The sequence below is a fragment of the Tsukamurella sputi genome (genome assembly GCF_007858445.1).
GTDB classification, from domain to species: domain Bacteria; phylum Actinomycetota; class Actinomycetes; order Mycobacteriales; family Mycobacteriaceae; genus Tsukamurella; species Tsukamurella sputi.
This window is the reverse complement of sequence record NZ_VIGV01000004.1, coordinates 44085-60531: the sequence shown is the minus strand read 5'-3', so window position 1 is coordinate 60531 and position 16447 is coordinate 44085. Positions and strand designations below refer to the sequence as shown.

The 16447-nt window shown below is 71.9% G+C and carries 15 protein-coding genes; 4 read left to right on the top strand and 11 right to left on the bottom strand.

Annotation, left to right across the window (positions count from 1 at the left end):
• Positions 1 to 12: 12 nt before the first annotated feature.
• Positions 13 to 1566 (top strand): sensor histidine kinase, encoded by a 1554-nt coding sequence (locus FK268_RS13090; protein ID WP_146434722.1) that lies wholly within the window; start codon positions 13 to 15, stop codon positions 1564 to 1566.
• A complete protein-coding gene (locus tag FK268_RS13085; protein WP_146434720.1) occupies positions 1563 to 2249 on the top strand; it encodes a response regulator in 687 nt (228 codons plus the stop codon). The genes FK268_RS13090 and FK268_RS13085 overlap by 4 nt, the downstream gene beginning before the upstream one ends.
• On the opposite strand, the gene FK268_RS13080 is transcribed toward FK268_RS13085, so the two are convergent.
• The 6 genes from FK268_RS13080 to FK268_RS13055 form a co-directional block, all read right to left on the bottom strand.
• On the bottom strand, positions 2250 to 3791 hold the full coding sequence (locus FK268_RS13080) for an ABC transporter substrate-binding protein (protein ID WP_146434718.1): 1542 nt from the start codon (positions 3789 to 3791) through the stop codon (positions 2250 to 2252).
• Positions 3788 to 5341, bottom strand: coding sequence for an ATP-binding cassette domain-containing protein (locus FK268_RS13075; protein ID WP_146434716.1), 1554 nt, complete (start codon positions 5339 to 5341; stop codon positions 3788 to 3790). The genes FK268_RS13080 and FK268_RS13075 overlap by 4 nt, the downstream gene beginning before the upstream one ends.
• Positions 5338 to 6129, bottom strand: a complete 792-nt coding sequence (locus FK268_RS13070) for an ABC transporter permease (RefSeq protein WP_146434715.1) — start codon at positions 6127 to 6129, stop codon at positions 5338 to 5340. The genes FK268_RS13075 and FK268_RS13070 overlap by 4 nt, the downstream gene beginning before the upstream one ends.
• Positions 6126 to 7079, bottom strand: a complete 954-nt coding sequence (locus FK268_RS13065) for an ABC transporter permease (RefSeq protein ID WP_146434713.1) — start codon at positions 7077 to 7079, stop codon at positions 6126 to 6128. The genes FK268_RS13070 and FK268_RS13065 overlap by 4 nt, the downstream gene beginning before the upstream one ends.
• A gap of 62 nt (positions 7080 to 7141) precedes the next feature.
• Positions 7142 to 7984, bottom strand: coding sequence for an SDR family oxidoreductase (locus tag FK268_RS13060; protein ID WP_146434711.1), 843 nt, complete (start codon positions 7982 to 7984; stop codon positions 7142 to 7144).
• A gap of 41 nt (positions 7985 to 8025) precedes the next feature.
• Positions 8026 to 9915, bottom strand: a complete 1890-nt coding sequence (locus FK268_RS13055; protein ID WP_146434709.1) for an SDR family oxidoreductase — start codon at positions 9913 to 9915, stop codon at positions 8026 to 8028.
• A 119-nt stretch (positions 9916 to 10034) separates the two neighbouring features.
• Between FK268_RS13055 and dinB the strand changes: the two genes are divergently transcribed.
• Entirely contained in the window at positions 10035 to 11246 is a 1212-nt protein-coding gene (dinB, locus tag FK268_RS13050; RefSeq protein WP_146434707.1) for a DNA polymerase IV, read from the top strand.
• Positions 11247 to 11252: 6 nt separating this feature from the next.
• On the opposite strand, the gene FK268_RS13045 is transcribed toward dinB, so the two are convergent.
• From FK268_RS13045 to purS, 4 genes are all read right to left on the bottom strand, one after another.
• A complete protein-coding gene (locus tag FK268_RS13045; protein WP_146434705.1) occupies positions 11253 to 12725 on the bottom strand; it encodes an amino acid permease in 1473 nt (490 codons plus the stop codon).
• A 71-nt stretch (positions 12726 to 12796) separates the two neighbouring features.
• The gene (locus FK268_RS13040; protein WP_146434703.1) at positions 12797 to 14077 is read right to left on the bottom strand and encodes a M18 family aminopeptidase; all 1281 of its coding nucleotides are present in this window, start codon (positions 14075 to 14077) and stop codon (positions 12797 to 12799) included.
• Positions 14077 to 14751 carry a phosphoribosylformylglycinamidine synthase subunit PurQ gene (purQ, locus tag FK268_RS13035; protein WP_146434701.1) on the bottom strand — a complete coding sequence of 225 codons (675 nt, stop codon included), beginning with the start codon at positions 14749 to 14751 and terminating at the stop codon, positions 14077 to 14079. Before purQ ends, FK268_RS13040 begins: the two co-directional genes overlap by 1 nt.
• Positions 14748 to 14987, bottom strand: a complete 240-nt coding sequence (gene purS, locus FK268_RS13030) for a phosphoribosylformylglycinamidine synthase subunit PurS (RefSeq protein WP_146434699.1) — start codon at positions 14985 to 14987, stop codon at positions 14748 to 14750. The genes purQ and purS overlap by 4 nt, the downstream gene beginning before the upstream one ends.
• Before the next feature lie 82 nt (positions 14988 to 15069).
• On the opposite strand from purS, the gene FK268_RS13025 reads away from it, so the two are divergent.
• A complete protein-coding gene (locus tag FK268_RS13025; RefSeq protein ID WP_146434697.1) occupies positions 15070 to 15717 on the top strand; it encodes an MBL fold metallo-hydrolase in 648 nt (215 codons plus the stop codon).
• On the opposite strand, the gene FK268_RS13020 is transcribed toward FK268_RS13025, so the two are convergent.
• Positions 15714 to 16412 (bottom strand): DUF2334 domain-containing protein, encoded by a 699-nt coding sequence (locus tag FK268_RS13020; RefSeq protein WP_146434695.1) that lies wholly within the window; start codon positions 16410 to 16412, stop codon positions 15714 to 15716. The two genes, FK268_RS13025 and FK268_RS13020, sit on opposite strands and share 4 nt — an antisense overlap.
• Positions 16413 to 16447: the final 35 nt, after the last annotated feature.

Below are 16447 nucleotides of genomic sequence, written 5' to 3'. Positions count from 1 at the left end.
AACGTCTTCACCGTGAGGAACAGAACGCGCAGCGTCGCCGCCCAGTCCTTCCTGGCCCAGGTCGCGATCCTGCTGACGATCGCCGTGGGCGCGTCGTGGCTGGTCGTGACGCAGGCACGGGACGACGGTGACCGCACCGCCCGGGCGCAGACGAGGGCCGCCGCGGTGGCGCTCGCCGCCTCCCCGTCGACGGTGGCGGCGCTCGCCGCCCCCGACGGGCCGGCGGTGATGCAACCCGTCGCGGAGCGGGTCGGCGCTCTCGGCGGCCTCGACTTCGTGGTGGTGATGCGGCCCGACCGCACGCGGCTGAGCCATGCGGATCCCGCGCTGATCGGCGGCAAGTTCACCGGGACCATCGACCGGGCCCTCGCCGGAGAGACCTTCACCGAGACCTACGCGGGCAGCCTCGGCCCGTCGATCCGTACCGTCACCCCCGTGTACGACGCCGCCGGTTCCCTCGTCGGGCTGGTCTCCGCCGGCGTCACCCGGGCCCGTCTCGGCGATCAGGTCCGCGACGCCCTGCCTCGCATCCTCACGGTGGTCTCCGCCGCGCTACTGCTCCTCGTGGCCCTCTCCGCGCTCGCGCAGCGGCGGCTGCGGCGGCAGACCCTCGGGCTCTCGGCGCACGACCTGCGCGGCCTGTACGAGCACCACGACGCCGTTCTGCACACGCTCTCCGAGGGCCTGATCGTCTTCGACGCCGACGCCCCGGACGGTCCGGCCCGGGTGGTCAACGACGAGGCCCGCCGGCTCCTCGAGCTCCCCGCCGGCGATGTCCGGCAGGACGACCTCCCGCCGTCGCTGCGCGGGGCCGCCGACGTCGAGGACGAGCTGCACGTGACCGGCAGCCGCGTGCTGCTCGTGAACCGCCGCCCGGTCACCGGCCCCACCGGTCCGCTCGGGACCGTCCTCACGGTGCGCGACCGCACCGAACTGCAGACGGTGCTCGGCGAACTCGACACCGCCCGCTCCCTCGCCGACGCGCTCAGCGCCCAGGCGCACGAGCACGCCAACCGGCTGCACGCCGTGGTCACCATGATCGAGCTCGGCGAGGAGAGCGCGGCCGCGGATCTGGCCGTCGCCGACCGCTCCGCGTCCCAGGAGTTGATCGACCGCCTCGCCGGGGACCCCGCGCCGTCGGCGGTCGCGCTGCTCGTGGCGAAGACCGCCGCGGCGTCCGCGCTCGACGTCGAGCTCACCGTCGCTGAGGGCACGGACCTCGGCCGGGCGCCGCTCCCCGACGTCCAGCTGCTCACCCTCCTGGGCAACCTGGTGGACAACGCGATCGACGCCGCCGGTCCCGGTGGCTGGGTCGAACTCTCGGCGTCGAGCCCCGGCGGGACCTGGGAGCTGCGTGTCACCGACAGCGGCCCGGGCATGTCCGCCGACGAGTTCGCGCGCGCCAGAGAACGGGGCTACTCGACGAAGGACCGGAGCGGGCGGTTGCACGGCGGCGGGCTCGGTCTGGCCCTGGTCGACCAGGTCGTCCGCCAGGCGGATGGCACGATCGAGGCGGAGCGCGCACCGTCGACGGTGACGGTGCGCCTGCCGGGAGGAGAGCGATGACGATCCGGGTGCTGGTGGTCGACGACGAGCCGCAGATCGCCCGCGCGCACGCCGAATACGTCCGGCGCTTGGACGGTTTCGAGCTCGCCGGCACCGTCGGGACCGCAGGCGCCGCATTGCAGGAGGTCCGACGGTCCGCCGTCGCCGGCCCACCCGTCGACCTGGTGCTCGCGGACGTGGGCCTGCCCGATCGCAACGGACTCGACCTCGCCGCCGATCTCGCGGGCGTCCGACCGCGGCCCGACGTCATGGTGATCACCTCCGCCCGCGACATCGAGACCGTGCGCGGCGCGATGGCGAGCGGCGCGATCCTGTACCTCATCAAGCCCTTCACCTTCGCCGCTTTCGCGGACCGGCTGCGCCGGTACCTCTCGTTCCGCGAGGCACTGAGCGGCGGTGACGTCGGCCAACGCGAGGTGGACGCCGCCTTCGCGGCGCTGCGCGAGGCCCCCGCCGAGACGACGGCGCCGAAGGGCATGGCCCCGTCGACTCTGGAGGCCGTGACCGGCGCACTGCGGCACGCGGACGGACCGCTCGGCGCCGCCGATGTCGCCGCGCAGACCGGGATGTCGCGCGTGACCGCGTGGCGCTATCTCGAGCGGCTCGCCGACGACCGGCTGTGCGAGCGGGTCACCGAGTACGGCGGCCGCGGCCGCCCCGAGGTCCGCTACCGCTGGTTGTGATCAGCGGACGGTGACACCGTACAGATCGACGTACTTGTAGAGGTTCCAGTCCAGTCCCTTGACTCGCGCCGGCGAGACGTACGTGGCGGGCGAGACCACGAGATCGATGACGAACTGCTGGTCCAGAAGGTAGTCGGTGTACTGCCGCAGCAGCGTCGGTCGTCCCGGGCCGTCGTCCGCCAGCCGCGCGACCAGGGCCGTGTAGTCGGGAGTGGAGAAGCCCGACAGGTTGCCCTTCGGCTTGAAGGGAGCGGCGCCTCCGGCGAGGGTGAGCGGATCGGACTGTCCGAAACCGTGCGGCCCCACCCATAATTCGTGGCGACCGGACTTGAGGAACGGGGAGAAGGCCGCCTGCTCCCGCGGATCGAGGTCGACGGTCATGCCTACCTCCGCGAGATCGTTCTGCACGATCGCGGCGATCGCCGGCGCCGCAGCGAGACCCGTCGGATAGCTCAGCGTGAGCCTGCGTGGGCCGCCCGCCTCGGCGAGAAGGGCACGCGCCCGCCCGGGGTCCTTCCGGTAGTGCGTGGCCGCCGCGGCGTCGAAACCGGGCGAGCTCGCCGCCCAGGGAGCAGAACTCGGCACGGCCGTGCCCGCGAAGACCTCCGCCGCGATCCGGTCCCGGTCGACTGCGTACGAGATCGCCTGCCGCACGCGCTTGTCCGCCAGGACGGGCGCGCCGACGTTGGCGCCCACGTAGTAGGCGGCGTCGTTCACATCGCCGGTGGTGACGCGGTACAACGACCGATCGCGGAACTGCCGCAGTGCGCGGGGCGCGGCGTCGAGGACGAGGTCCGACTGGCCCGCGCGGATCGAGGTCAGCAGTGCGCCGGGGTCGCGGACCACGCGAAGGACGACTCCGTCGAGCTGCGCGGGACCGCGCCAGTAGTCCTCGAAACGGCGGAACCGGGCGCTCGCGGCGACCTCGCGACCGTCGAAGCGGAACGGACCGGTACCCACGAACCGCGTACCGGCACGCAGTTCCTCGGCGGATTCCGAGTCGACCAGCAGCATGAACTCCAGTAGGTCGAAGACATTGGGCACGGGGGCGGCGAAACGGAGGACGGCGGTGTGCGGATCCGGGGTCTCGACAGCGGTCACCGCCTTCGCCGCCGCCTGGAGCTGCGATCCCGCGGCATCGGAGGCGTACACCGACACCGCATACGCGACGTCCTTCGAGGTGAATGCCCGTCCGGTGTGAAAACGCACGTCGTCGCGCAGCCGCAGAGCGAGACTCCGTCCGTCCGGCGCGATGTCCCAGGAGCGGGCGACAGCGGGCTGGGGCGTACGCGTGCGGCGATCGACGCGGATCAGGGTGTCCCACACCAGCAGGCCGATCGCCATCGTGGTGACCGACTGACTGTAGATCGACTTCGGATCGATGTCCGCGAGTGAGCCGAGAACCAGTGTGCCGCCACCGGAGCCCGGCGCCGCGCTCGCCTCCCGCGCCTGATCCACAGCGGAAGTGCAGCCCGACAGCACCCCCGTCGCACCGATACCCAGCGCCCCGAGCAGGACCGCACGCCTGGTCACGTCCGTCATCGCCGTCCCTCCCGGCGTTCCCGCTGCACCACCGGATCCGGCACCGGCACGGCCGCGACGAGATCGCGTGCGTAGTCCGATCGGGGCGCGGCCAGGACCGACGCCGCCGGCCCTTCCTCGACGATCCTGCCGTGCCGGAGGATCACGGCGCGGTCCGAGACATCACCCACGACCGCCAGGTCGTGCGTGATGAAGACGGCGGCGAATCCGAACTCCGCGTGCAGATCCCGGAACAGGTCGAGCACGCCCGCCTGCACGGAGACGTCGAGGGCACTCGTGGGCTCGTCCGCGACGAGGAACTCCGGCGACGACGCCAACGCCCGCGCGAAGGCCACCCGCTGCCGCTGCCCGCCGCTCAGCTCGGCGGGGCGGCGGCGCAGGACGTCGGCCGGCAGACGCACGGCGTCGATCAGGTCGGCCGCGCGTTCCCGCAGGATCCGGTTGTCGCGTTCGCCCGCGATGTGCATCGGCTCCACCACGATCCGCCCGACGTCCCACCTCGGATCGAGCGAGGCGTACGGGTCCTGATGGATCAGGGCGAGCCGCTTCGCCCGCACATCGACCACTCCTGCATCGGACCGCTGGAGCCCGAGCAGGGTCCGGCCCAGTGTCGTCTTCCCGGAGCCCGATTCGCCGACGAGGCCCACCACCTCGCCACGCCCCACCGTGAGGTCGACACCGTCGAGGGCAACGGCCCCGTCGAACTCGACGCGCAGGCCCTCGACGCGGACGACGGGCTCGGACGGCCCGGCCTCCGGTGCCGCGCCGGCCGCCGTGGGGAGGCGCGGGACGGCGGCGAGCAACTCCCGGGTGTACGCGGCCCGTGGCCGGGCGAAGAGTTCGTCCACCGGCGCCTCCTCCACGATCTCGCCCCGCCGCACGACGGTCACCGTATCGGCGAGGTCTGCGACGACGCCCAGGTTGTGCGAGATCAGCAGGACCGCGAGGTCCTTCCGGTCCCGCAGGTCGCGCAGGAGCGCGAGGATCTGGGCCTGGACCGTGACGTCGAGGGCCGTTGTCGGCTCGTCGGCGATGAGGAGTGCCGGCTCGGCGGCGAGTGCGAGCGCGATGACCACGCGCTGCTTCTGCCCACCGGAGAGCTGGTGCGGGTACCAGTCGGCGCGGACATCGGGCTCGGGAATGCCGACGTCACTGAGGAGTTCGACGGCGCGGCGCCTTCCCTCGGCCCGCCCCACCCGTCGGTGCGCCCGAAGCACCTGGAGGATCTGGCGCCAGATGCGCTGCGACGGGTTGAGCGCGGACTGGGGCTCCTGGAAGACGAGCGCGGCGCGCGTCCCCCGCAGCGACCTGAGTTCCCGCTCGGAGCGTCCGATCACCTGTTCGTCACCGAGCTCGATACTGCCGCAGGCCGTCACGCCGGCGGGGAGAAGACCGAGGATCGCGAGTCCGGTGAGCGTTTTGCCCGAACCCGATTCACCGACGAGCGCGGTCACCGAGCCCTCCGGCACCGTCAGGTCCAGACCGTCGACGAGCACCCGCCCGTCGGGCCCGGTGATGGTGAGGCCCGTGACGGTCAGCGGCGCGCTCATCGCCGGGCCCCCGCGAAGCCTCGGGCGATGAGCAACAGCGCCAGGGACAAGGCGACGATCGCGAGCAGCGGTCCCCAGGCGTACGCCGCATTGGCGTCCCAGTTGTTCACCGCGCCCGCCAGCACCGATCCCAGTGAGGGCGTGGGCGGGCGGACCCCGACCCCGACGAAGCTCAAACCGGATTCGACGAAGACGCCGAGGGAGAGGGCGAGCGCCACCTGCACCGCGAGCGGCTCCAACGCGTTCGGCAGGACGTGCTTGGTGAGCACGGTCCCGGGTGAGGCACCGGCGACGCGAGCAGCCTCCGCGTACGCGGTACCCCGGAGCCGGAGCACCTCGGCCCGGGCGAGCCGCAGGAAGACCGGGGTCTCCGCGACCGCGATCGAGAGGACGACGGTGACGGTGCCCGGTCCGCGCAGTGCGGTGAGGAGGATGGCCAGGATCAGCGCTGGGAACGCCAGTACTACGTCGGAGATCCGCGCCAGCGCGGTGTCGACCACCCGGTTCGTCGTGCTCGCCAGTCCGAGTGCAATGCCGAGCACCGCTGCGAGCGGCACCGCGCTGATGATCACGAGGAGGCTGGTCCGGATCCCGAACAGCACCCGGCTCAGAACGTCCCGATTCAGGTCGTCCGTGCCGAGCGGGTGGCCGCCGCCGGGCGGCAGCAGGTTGGCGCCGGGGATCTGACGCAACGGGTCCTCGGGTGCGAGGAGCGGAGCAGCGAGCCCCAGCACGACGAGGATCGCGAGGAGGACGAGACCCGCGAGAAGGGTGCGCGAGGTCTTCACACGGCCCTCCTCGACGGGTCGAGGAGCCGGTACGCCGCGTCGGTGAGCAGGGCGATGACGATGAAGACGGTGACCGCCAGGAGCAGCACGGCCTGCACGACGGGGTAGTCGCGGGCCGCGATTCCCTGGCCGAGGAGCTGCCCCAGTCCGGGCCACGCGAAGATCGCCTCGACCAGTACCGCCGAGCCCAGGAGCTGGCCCGCCTGGATACCGAAGACGGTGACGACGGAGGGCAGGGCGTTGCGCGCCGCGCCCCGCACGAGGATCCGCCCCGCCGGGACGCCGGCGGCGCGCGCGGTCAGGACGTACGGCCGCGCCCACTCGGTGCGGAGCGCCTCGGAGAAGAAGCGGGTGAGGGTCGACGCCACAGGGATCGCGAGGCAGACGGCCGGGAGCGCGAGGTACTGGAGCGTCACCGAAAGATCGTCGCCGTAACCGCGGGGTGGCGTGCCACCCGCCGGGAGCACGGGCCACACGACCGCGAACAACTCCACCAGGAGGACTCCGGTCACGAAGGGCGGCACCGCGATCCCGATCACCTCGAAGCCCGCGACCACCGAACGCACCCACGGCGCTCGCGATGCGACCGCGGCGAAGGACAGCACCGCCGCGAGGGCGACGGCGACGAGCAGCGCCGTGACGCCGAGCGCCGCGGTGTTCCGCAGTCCTTCCGCGACGAGCGTGTCGATCCGGCCACCGATGACGTACGACCGCCCGAGGTCACCGGTCACCGCACCGCCGAGCCACTGCAGGTACTGCGCGATGAGCGGTCGATCGAGGCCGAGCTCGTGGCGCAACGCCGCAAGGGTCGCCGGTGAGGCGTCCGCGCCGGCCAGCGCCACTGCCGGATCACCGGGTACGGCATGGAGCACCGCGAAGATGACGATGGAAGCGAGGAAGAGAGTCAGCACCGCCACGCCCACACGCCGCACCACCGCCACCCATCCCACCGCTCCAGTCAACACCCGGCACCCGTCGTGGGCCAGCGTTCGCGTCGTCCTGATCGGAAGGTCTACCCCTGCGGATCCGCGGACCCGCTCACCGCACCCCGTTCGTAGTCCGCCCGTGCGGCGCGGTCGGCGCTGCGGACCTGGTCCGGGACGAGGAAGCGGTCCAACAGGTCCCGCACGGGTTGCGGCGCGAGCGTCTGCGCGCGATGCAGCAGCCCGACGGTGCGCGGCACGTGCACTTCGAAGCGCGGACGGGCGATCGCACCGGAGATCGCCTCGGCGATCCGCTCGGGGGTGAGCATCGCCGCGGCGCCGGTGGTGGTGCCGGCGGCGAGGACCGTGTCGACGACGGCGGGCATGATCACGCTCAGTTCCACACCGCTGCCGCGCAGTTCGCGGCGGACGGCGCGGAGGTAGCCGTAGACGCCGTACTTCGTGGCGCTGTACGTCGCCTCCCCCGCGGGGCTGAGTTTCGACGCCGCCGACGCCACGGTCAGGATGTGCCCGCGTCCGCGGGGCCGCATACGGCGCGCGGCCAGCCGGGTGCCGAGGATCGGGCCGACGAGGTTGACGGCGACCTGCCGCTCGATCGACGCCGCACTCTCCTCGGCGAACGGCCCCACCCACATCACGCCCGCGTTGTTGACCAGGACGTCGAGCGGACCGTCGGATTCCGCGGCGGCGAGGAAGCCCTCGAAGGAGGCCTCGTCGGTCACGTCGAGCGCGAGCGCCTCCGCGCGACCGCCGGAGCGACGGATCTCCTCGGCGACGGCGGCTGCCGCGTCCGCGTCCCGGTCGCCGATCCAGACCTGCGCACCCTGGGCCGCGAGCAGCCTGCAGGTGGCCGCACCGATCCCCGCACCACCGCCCGTGACGGAGACCCTCCGATCGCTGTGCTCCGGCATCCGCGTCCTCCCGTCCGATCGCCCGTGCGGCCGTGTCGATACTAGGACGACGCGGCGAGCTGCCGTCCGGTCTTGGCCGCCGCCGAGTCCGCGGAGGTGAGGTACTCCTGGTGCAGGAGGCGACGGGTCAGCCGCGGCGTGAAGGTCCGGCCCAGCGCTCCGAGTGCGCCCAGCGGCGTCTCCCACCGGGTGGGCCTGCGTTCGATCGCACGGACGACGATCCGGGCGGCGCGTTCCGGGCTGATGGCGCGGACACCGTCGTAGGCCTCGGTCGGCGCGATCATCGCCGTCCGGACCAGCGGCATGTGAACGTTGGTGAAGGTCACGTGATCGCTCAGGGTCTCCGTGGCCGCGACGTCCGAGAAGGCGTCGAGCGCGGCCTTGCTCGCGACGTAGGCCGCGAACCGCGGACCGCGCGCCGAGACGCCGATGCTGGAGACGTTGACGATGTGCCCGAACCCCCGTTCGCGCATGTGCGGCAGCAGGGCGAGGGTCATCCGCAGCGCCCCGAAGTAGTTGACGTCCATGGTGCGCTCGAAGTCGTGGAACCGGTCCACCGAGGAGCGGACCGAACGGCGGATCGACCGGCCCGCGTTGTTCACCAGGTAGTCGACGTGGCCGTGCTCGGCCAGGATCCGCGCGACGGTGCTCTCCACGGCGTCGCCGTCGGTCACGTCGCAGACGTACGCGGCGGCCTCGCCGCCCCGCGCGGTGATCCCGGCGACCGCCGTCTCGAGTTCCGCTGCGCCCCTGGCGAGCAGGATCACGCGCGCACCGCGCTCGGCGAGGGCGCAGGCGGTGGCGAGGCCGATCCCCGCGGAGGCACCGGTGATCACCACGTGACGGCCTGCGATCGGGTCCCGGCGGCGCAGCCGCGCCGGATCGAGCTGCTCGCGCCAGTAGGAGAAGAGCTTCGGGCCGTAGTCGCGCAGCGCCGGCACCTCGATCCCGGTACCCGCCAAGGCCGCCCGGGTCGTCTCCGACGTGAAGCGAGCGGTGAAGCCCAGGTTGTCGAAGGCGCGCGGCGGAATGCCCCGCTGTTTGAGCACTGCGTCGCGGACAACGCCGGGCCTGCCCGATCCACTGACCCGGATCGCGGAATCGACCGCGCGCCGGGGGATCCTGCCGACGGCGGGCGGGGCGCCGACGGGCCGCGCGATCGCCCGGTAGACCTCCAGCACGCTCTGCGGCTCCGGGTTGACGAGGTGGTAGGCCCGGCCGTCGCCCTCGGGCCGGAGCATCAGCTCGACGAGGGCGCGCGCCACGTAGTCGACGGGCACCATGTTCGTGTCGCCGGTGTCCGGCAGCACCATCGGAATGACCGACGGGACGTGCCGCATCGTCTCGAAGACCGGGAAGAGGTAGTAGGGACCGTCGATCTTGTCCATCTCGCCGGTCCGCGAGTCGCCGACCACGATCGCCGGCCGGTAGACCCGCCAGCGCAGGCCCTCGGCCTCGCGCACCAGCTTCTCGGACTCGAACTTGGTGCGGTGGTAGGGCGACGGGAAGCCCTGCCCGAGGTCGAAGTCGTCCTCGGAGAAGACACCCCGGTGATCGCCCGCCACGGCGACCGAGGAGACGTGGTGCAGTGCGGCGCCCGCGCGCTGCGCGAGGGCGATCACGGCGCGGGTGCCCTCGACGTTGACGCGGTCGTTGGCCTCGACGCTCGCAGCCATGTCGTAGACGGCACCGAGGTGCAGGACGGCGTCGATCCCGTCGGGCGCGGCGGTGAGCCCGAGGCCCGGCGCCGCGAGGTCGCCCGGCAGGGGGACGACCCGGTCGCCGTACCGCGCGCGCCAGTCGTCGAGCTTCGATGCCGACGACGGGCGCACCAGCAGGTGCACCACGGCGTCGGGCTCGCGCTCCAGTAGCAGCGGGACGATCCGGCGGCCCAGGAATCCGGTGGCCCCGGTGATCAGGTAGGTACTCATGTGTGCGACTCCTCGGTGAGGCTCTCAGCAACTGACTTTGAAGTAACCTTACTCATGAGTCAGTTCTGCGCAAGCCCCTCGCACCGGCACTTGTCGGACCCCGGCGCGATACTGCGCCTATGAGCATCGACGCGCGGGCCGAAGCGTCGATCCTGCACGCGGATCTCGACTCCTTCTACGCCTCGGTCGAACAGCGCGACCACCCGTGGCTGCGGGGCCGCCCGGTCCTCGTCGGCTCGGGCGTGGTGCTCGCGGCGAGCTACGAGGCGAAGGCGAAGGGCGTCCGCTCGCCGATGCCGCACCGTGAGGCCCTGGCCCTCGCGCCCTTCGCGATCACCCAGCCTCCCCGGTTCGACGCGTACATGGAGGCCAGCCGACGCGTCTTCGAGATCTTCCGGGACACCACCCCGCTGGTGGAGGGTCTCTCGGTCGACGAGGCCTTCCTCGACGTGGCCGGCCTCCGCACCATCCGCGGCACCCCGGTGCAGATCGCGGCGCGGCTGCGCGAGCGGGTGCGCACGGAGGTCGGGCTGCCGATCACCGTCGGCGTCGCGCGCAGCAAGTTCCTGGCCAAGGTCGCGAGCGCCGTCGGTAAGCCCGATGGCCTGCTCGAGGTCCCGCCCGGCACCGAACTGCAGTTCCTGCACCCGCTCCCGGTGCGGCGTCTGTGGGGCGTCGGCCCGAAGACGGAGGCCCGTCTGCACGAGGTGGGGATCGTCACCGTCGGGCAGATCGCGGAACTGGGCGAGCACCGCCTCGCCGCCTTCCTCGGGCGCGGCACCGCGCGGCACCTGTACGCGCTGTCGATGGCGCACGACCCGCGCCGAGTCGACACCGGGCGGCGGCGCAAGTCGATCGGCGCCCAGCGGGCACTGGGCCGGCGGACGAAGTCGGAGACCGAGCTCGAGGGCACCGCGCTCGCGATCGTGGATCGCCTGGGCGAGCGCCTGCGCGCCGCCGGGCGCGTCACGCGCACCGTCGAACTGCGGCTGCGGTTCGACGACTTCACGGCGGTCACCCGGTCACGCTCGCTGCGCGAGCCGACCGATCAGACGGAGGTCGTGCTCGCCACGGCCCGGGCACTGCTCGACGAGGCCATGCCGCTGGTCCGCGAACGCGGCTGCACGCTGATCGGGCTGTCGCTGGCGAACCTGGAGAACCACGGAGCCGTCCAGCTGACGCTGCCCTTCGACGGCGGCGGGCACGACACCGATCTGGACCTGGCCATGGACTCGCTGCGCCACCGGTTCGGCCGAGCGGCGATCACCCGCGGCTCGCTCCTGCACCGTCCGCTGGGTCCGGACGCGCCGATGCTCGCGGAGCAGGACTGAGGGCGCTCAGCCCTGCGCGGCCCGCCACTGCGCGGCGGCCTTCTTCTCCTCCGCGACGCGGGCGGCGAAGGCCTCTCGCGCGGCGAGGTGCTCCGGATTGCGGCGCAGCACGAGGTAGGCCGCACCCACGATGAGGAACCAGATCGGCGTGACGAGCATCGCCTGCAGGGTGTCCGTCTCGCGGGTGAAGGCCCAGAGCAGGAACAGGAAGAAGGCGAAGACGATCCACGGCATCACGGTGCCGAGCGGCATCTTGAAGGTGCTCTCGGCGTGCAGCTGAGGCCGGCGCGAGCGGTACACCAGGTAGCTGACCAGGATGATGGTCCAGACGAACATGAAGCACAGCGACGAGACCGTGGTGACCACGGTGAAGCCGGCCGACTTGTCGAGACCGAAGCCCAGCAGCACCACCGAGGACAGCATCATCACGCCCGTGAGGAAGAGGGCGTTCTGCGGCACCTTGCGGCCCGAGAGCTTCGCGAAGATCTTCGGGGCGTCGCCCTCGGTCGCCAGCCCGTAGACCATGCGCGAGGTGGAGTAGATGCCCGAGTTCGCCGACGACATGGCCGAGGTGAGCACGACCGCGTTCACCAGGTGCGCGGCGGCGCCGAGCCCGGCGAGGGTGAAGAGCATGACGAACGGCGACTCGTCCTTGCTGAAGCGGTCCCACGGCACCACGGACATGAGGATGATCAGCGAGCCGACGTAGAACAGCAGGATGCGGATCGGGATGGCGTTGATCGCGCGCGGCAGGTTCTTCTCGGGGTTCTTCGTCTCCGCGGCCGCGGTGCCCACGAGCTCGATGCCGACGAAGGCGAAGACGGCGATCTGGAAACCGGCGACGAAACCCATGAAGCCCTGCGGGAACATGCCGCCGTGCTCCCACAGATTGGCGAGCGAGGCGCGGGCGCCGTCGTGCTCGAAGCCGGTGATGATGAGCACCGCGCCGACGACGATGAGCGCGACGATCGCGACGATCTTGATCATGGCGAACCAGAACTCGGTCTCGCCGAAGGCGCGGACCGTGGGCAGGTTCAGGCCGATGAGCAGCACGATCACGGCCACCGCGGGGATCCACGGGGGAACGTCCTTGGCCCAGAAGGTGATGTATACGGACGCGATGACCACCACGTCGGCGACGGCGGTGACCACCCAGCAGAACCAGTAGGTCCATCCGGTGAAGTGCGCGGCCCAGGGGCCGAGGATGTCGCCGGCGAAGTCCGAGAAGTTGCGGTAGCCGGTGCGGCTGAGCAGCAGCTCTCCCATGGCGCGCATCACGAAGTAGAGCATGAAGCCGATCACCATGTAGACGAAGATGACCGACGGGCCGGCCACCGAGATCGTCTTGCCGGAGCCCATGAACAGGCCGGTGCCGATCGCACCGCCGATCGCGATGAGCTGGATGTGGCGGTTGCTCAGGGCTCGGGTGAGCTGCTCACCCTCCTCCGGGTTCGACGGGGCCGCAGGTGAGGTGGTCATGAAACTGGACACTAACCGACTCCGGTGAGGCGCAGTTCACTCGGGGAGGCGTGTCGGCTCGCGTCCCGGGATCAGACCGGGGCGAGGAAGGCGCTCAGCGCCGCCGCGTACATCGCGACGTCTGCGGAGCCCATGAGCTCGCGGGCGCTGTGCATCGCGAGCTGGGGAGCCCCCACGTCGACCGTCGTGAGGCCCGTGCGGGCCGCGGTGATCGGGCCGATCGTCGAGCCGCACGGCAGGTCCGCACGGTGCACGTAGCGCTGCAGGGGCACGCCCGCCTGCTCGGCGGCGATACCGAAGACGGCCTCGCCCACCGCGTCCGAGGCGTACCGCAGGTTCTGGTTCACCTTGAGCACCGGGCCGCCGTTGACCGCGATGCGGTGCGCCGGCTCGTGCCGATTGGGGTAGCTCGGATGCGTCGCGTGCGCCATATCGCCCGAGGCGCACACCGAACGGCTCATCACGCGGAGGAAGTCCTCGCGATCGCCGCCGGCCGCGAGCAGGATCCGCTCGAGCACCGTCAGCAGCAGGTCCGAGGCCGCACCGCGATCGGAGCCGGAGCCGACCTCCTCGTGATCGAAGAGCGCGAGCACGGGCGTGACGCCCTCCACCGCGGGCGCAGCGACGAGCGCCTCGGTGCCGGCGTAGCAGGTGCCCTGATTGTCGAGGCGGGGCGCCGAGAGCAGGTCGCCGTCGGCCCCGATCACGCGACTGGGCGTGAGGTCATGGGTCATCAGCTCCCAGCCGAGGACGAGCGCCGGATCGATGCCCGCCGCTTCGGCGACGACGTCCACGAACGGCCCCTTCGCGCCCACGCCGCGGATCGCGTTGACGTGCCGCTGCGGATCCAGCTCCACGCCCTTGCGGTTCTCGGAGAGGTGGATCGCGAGCTGCGGCACGCGGAGCACGGGCTCGTCGATGCGGACCAGAGCGGTCCCGGCACCGTCGGCGCCTCGGAACGAGAGCCGACCGGAGAGGCCGAGATCGCGGTCGAGCCAGGAGTTGAGCCAGGCCCCGCCGTAAGGTTCGAGCCCGACCAGCGCCAGGCCCGCCTGCTCCAGGTCGGGGTGCTGCTTGACCCGCAGGTTGGGGCTGTCGGTGTGGCCGCCGACGATGCGGAAGGCACCGTCGGGCGAGAAACCGGACGTGTCGAAGGCGACGATCGAACCGCCCCGGACCACGTAGTGCTTGCCCGCGGCGGGCCAGCGGTCGCCCTCGGCGAGCTCGGAGTAACCGGCGGAGCGCAGGCGCGCCCCCGTGGTCTCCACGACGTGGAAGGGCGACGGCGAGGCGTCGACGAAAGCGCAGAGGCCCTCCGGGGATGCAGTGGTCGCTGCCGCCGAGCCCGCCATCAGGCCGACAGCACCGCGTCCAGCGCGGAGTAGAAGATGCCCAGGCCGTCGTCGGACGGGCCGGTGAGCGCCTCGGTGGCGTGCTCCGGGTGCGGCATCAGGCCGACGATGCGACCGTTCGCCGAGGCGATGCCGGCGATGTCGCGCTGCGAACCGTTGGGGTTGCCGCCGACGTAGCGGAAGGCGACGCGACCCTCCCCCTCGAGCTCGTCGAGCACGGCCTCGGACGCCTGGAAGCGCCCCTCGGCGTTCTTGACGGGGACCAGGATCTCGGCGCCCGCCTCGTAGCGGGAGGTCCATGCGGTGTTCGTCGCCTCGACGCGCAGCCACTGGTCGCGGCAGACGAAGTGCAGGCCCTCGTTGCGGGTCAGCGCGCCCGGGAGCAGGCCCGCCTCGCAGAGGATCTGGAATCCGTTGCAGATGCCGAGCACCGGCATGCCCTTGCCCGCGGCCTCGACCACCTCGGTCATCACCGGGGCGAGCGAGGCGATGGCGCCGGCGCGCAGGTAGTCGCCGTAGGAGAAGCCGCCGGGAACGACGACCGCGTCGACGCCCTTCAGGTCGTGGTCCTTGTGCCAGAGGGCGACGGCCTCGCCGCCCGCCCGCTCCACCGCGCGCGCCGCGTCGACGTCGTCGAGCGTGCCGGGGAAGGTGATGACGCCGACGCGCGTCATGCGTTCACCCGCGTGACGGTGAAGTCCTCGATCACGGTGTTCGTGAGCACGTCGGCGGCGATCTTCTCGAGCTGCTCGTCACTGAGGTCGCCGTCGACCTCGAGCTCGAACCGCTTGCCCTGCCGCACATCCGTGACGCCGGCGAAACCGAGGCGGTCGAGCGCACCCACGATCGCCTTCCCCTGCGGGTCCAGGATCTCGGCCTTCGGCATCACGTCCACCACAATCCGTGCCACGTTGCGGCTCCCTCTCGATTCGACCGCGCGCTCGGGTGTCGATCGCGCTTCACGGCGTAGTTTACCGGCGCATACTGGGCGCATGCGACTCACCCACTTCCGCCATTCCTGCGTCCTCGTGGAGATGTCCGACACCCGGGTCCTGTTCGATCCCGGCACCTTCTCCACGGGCTTCGAGGGCCTCACGGATCTCGACGCGATCATCGTCACGCACCAGCACCCGGACCACCTCGATCCCGAGCGCATCGACGCCCTCGTCGACGCCAACCCCGAAGCGCAGTTGTTCGCCGACCCGACCACCGCGGCCACGCGCGGCGGCCGCTGGATCGCCGCGGTGCCGGGCCACGACTACGGGATCGGCAACCTCATCGCCCGCGCCGTGGGTGGGGTGCACGCCGTGATCCACCCGGACATCCCGACGATCGACAACACCTCGGTGCTCCTGGGCGACGAGGAGCGGATCGGCCGCTTCTACCACCCCGGCGACGCCCTGCACGTGCCCGAGGACGTGCGCGTCGACGTCCTCGGCCTACCCGTGAACGCGCCGTGGTGCCGGATCAGCGAGACCATCGACTTCTTCCGCGCCGTGCGCCCGGCCACCGCGGTGCCGATCCACGACGCGCTCCTCACCGAACAGGGCGCGGGGGTCTACCTCGGCCGGCTGGACGAGATGCGTCCCGACGGTGCCGAATTCCTCCGCTGGGCCGCGGAGGACTCGGTGCAGGTCTAAGCGGCGACCAGCACCTTCGCCCGGTGCTCGTACACCGCGGGCCGGGCGCCGTGATGCAGGGCGAGATCGACCGCGTCGAGCATCGTGCGCGAGACCGTCGAGGACTCGAGGCGCCGGGCGTCGACGGCCAGCCGGAGCACACCGCCCCGCCGGGCGATGCGGTTGGCCTGTGCGAGCAGCGCGCGGCACCACCAGGGCTCGCTGAGGAAGCCGTCGCCGATGCCCAGGACGCGGGCCTTCTCCTCCTCGCCGGCGACGAGGTCGGTGATCGCGGTGTAGCCGAGGTTGAGCCGGAAGCCCGCGTCGGGCAGCGCGAGCACCGCACCTGTGGAGGCGTTCCAGCGCGGCGCCGCGAAGACGCGCGTGCGCAGCCCCACCGTCTCGAGCACCCGGTCGGCGGCGGCGAGCCGCAGCTTCGCCTCGTGGGCGCCGAGCGTCGAGAACTCCGCCCGGCGGCGCTTCGTGGCCGCCTGGTCGTACCCGTTGAGCACGATCGCGTCGCCCGCCGCCCGTCGCTCGCGCAGGAAGGCCTGGGTCGACGGGTCGTCGACCAGCTTGTACTTGCCCTTGAGGCGCGGCGCGACCAGGAGCGAGACGGGCACGCCGCGCTCGTCCATGTGCGCCGCGAACCGCTCGGCGCCGGCACGGGTGGCGTCGGAGAGGGCGGAGACGGAGACGTACAGCGGCGAACTCATGGTTGCCGAGTGTGCGCCCCCTTCCTTACCGGTTC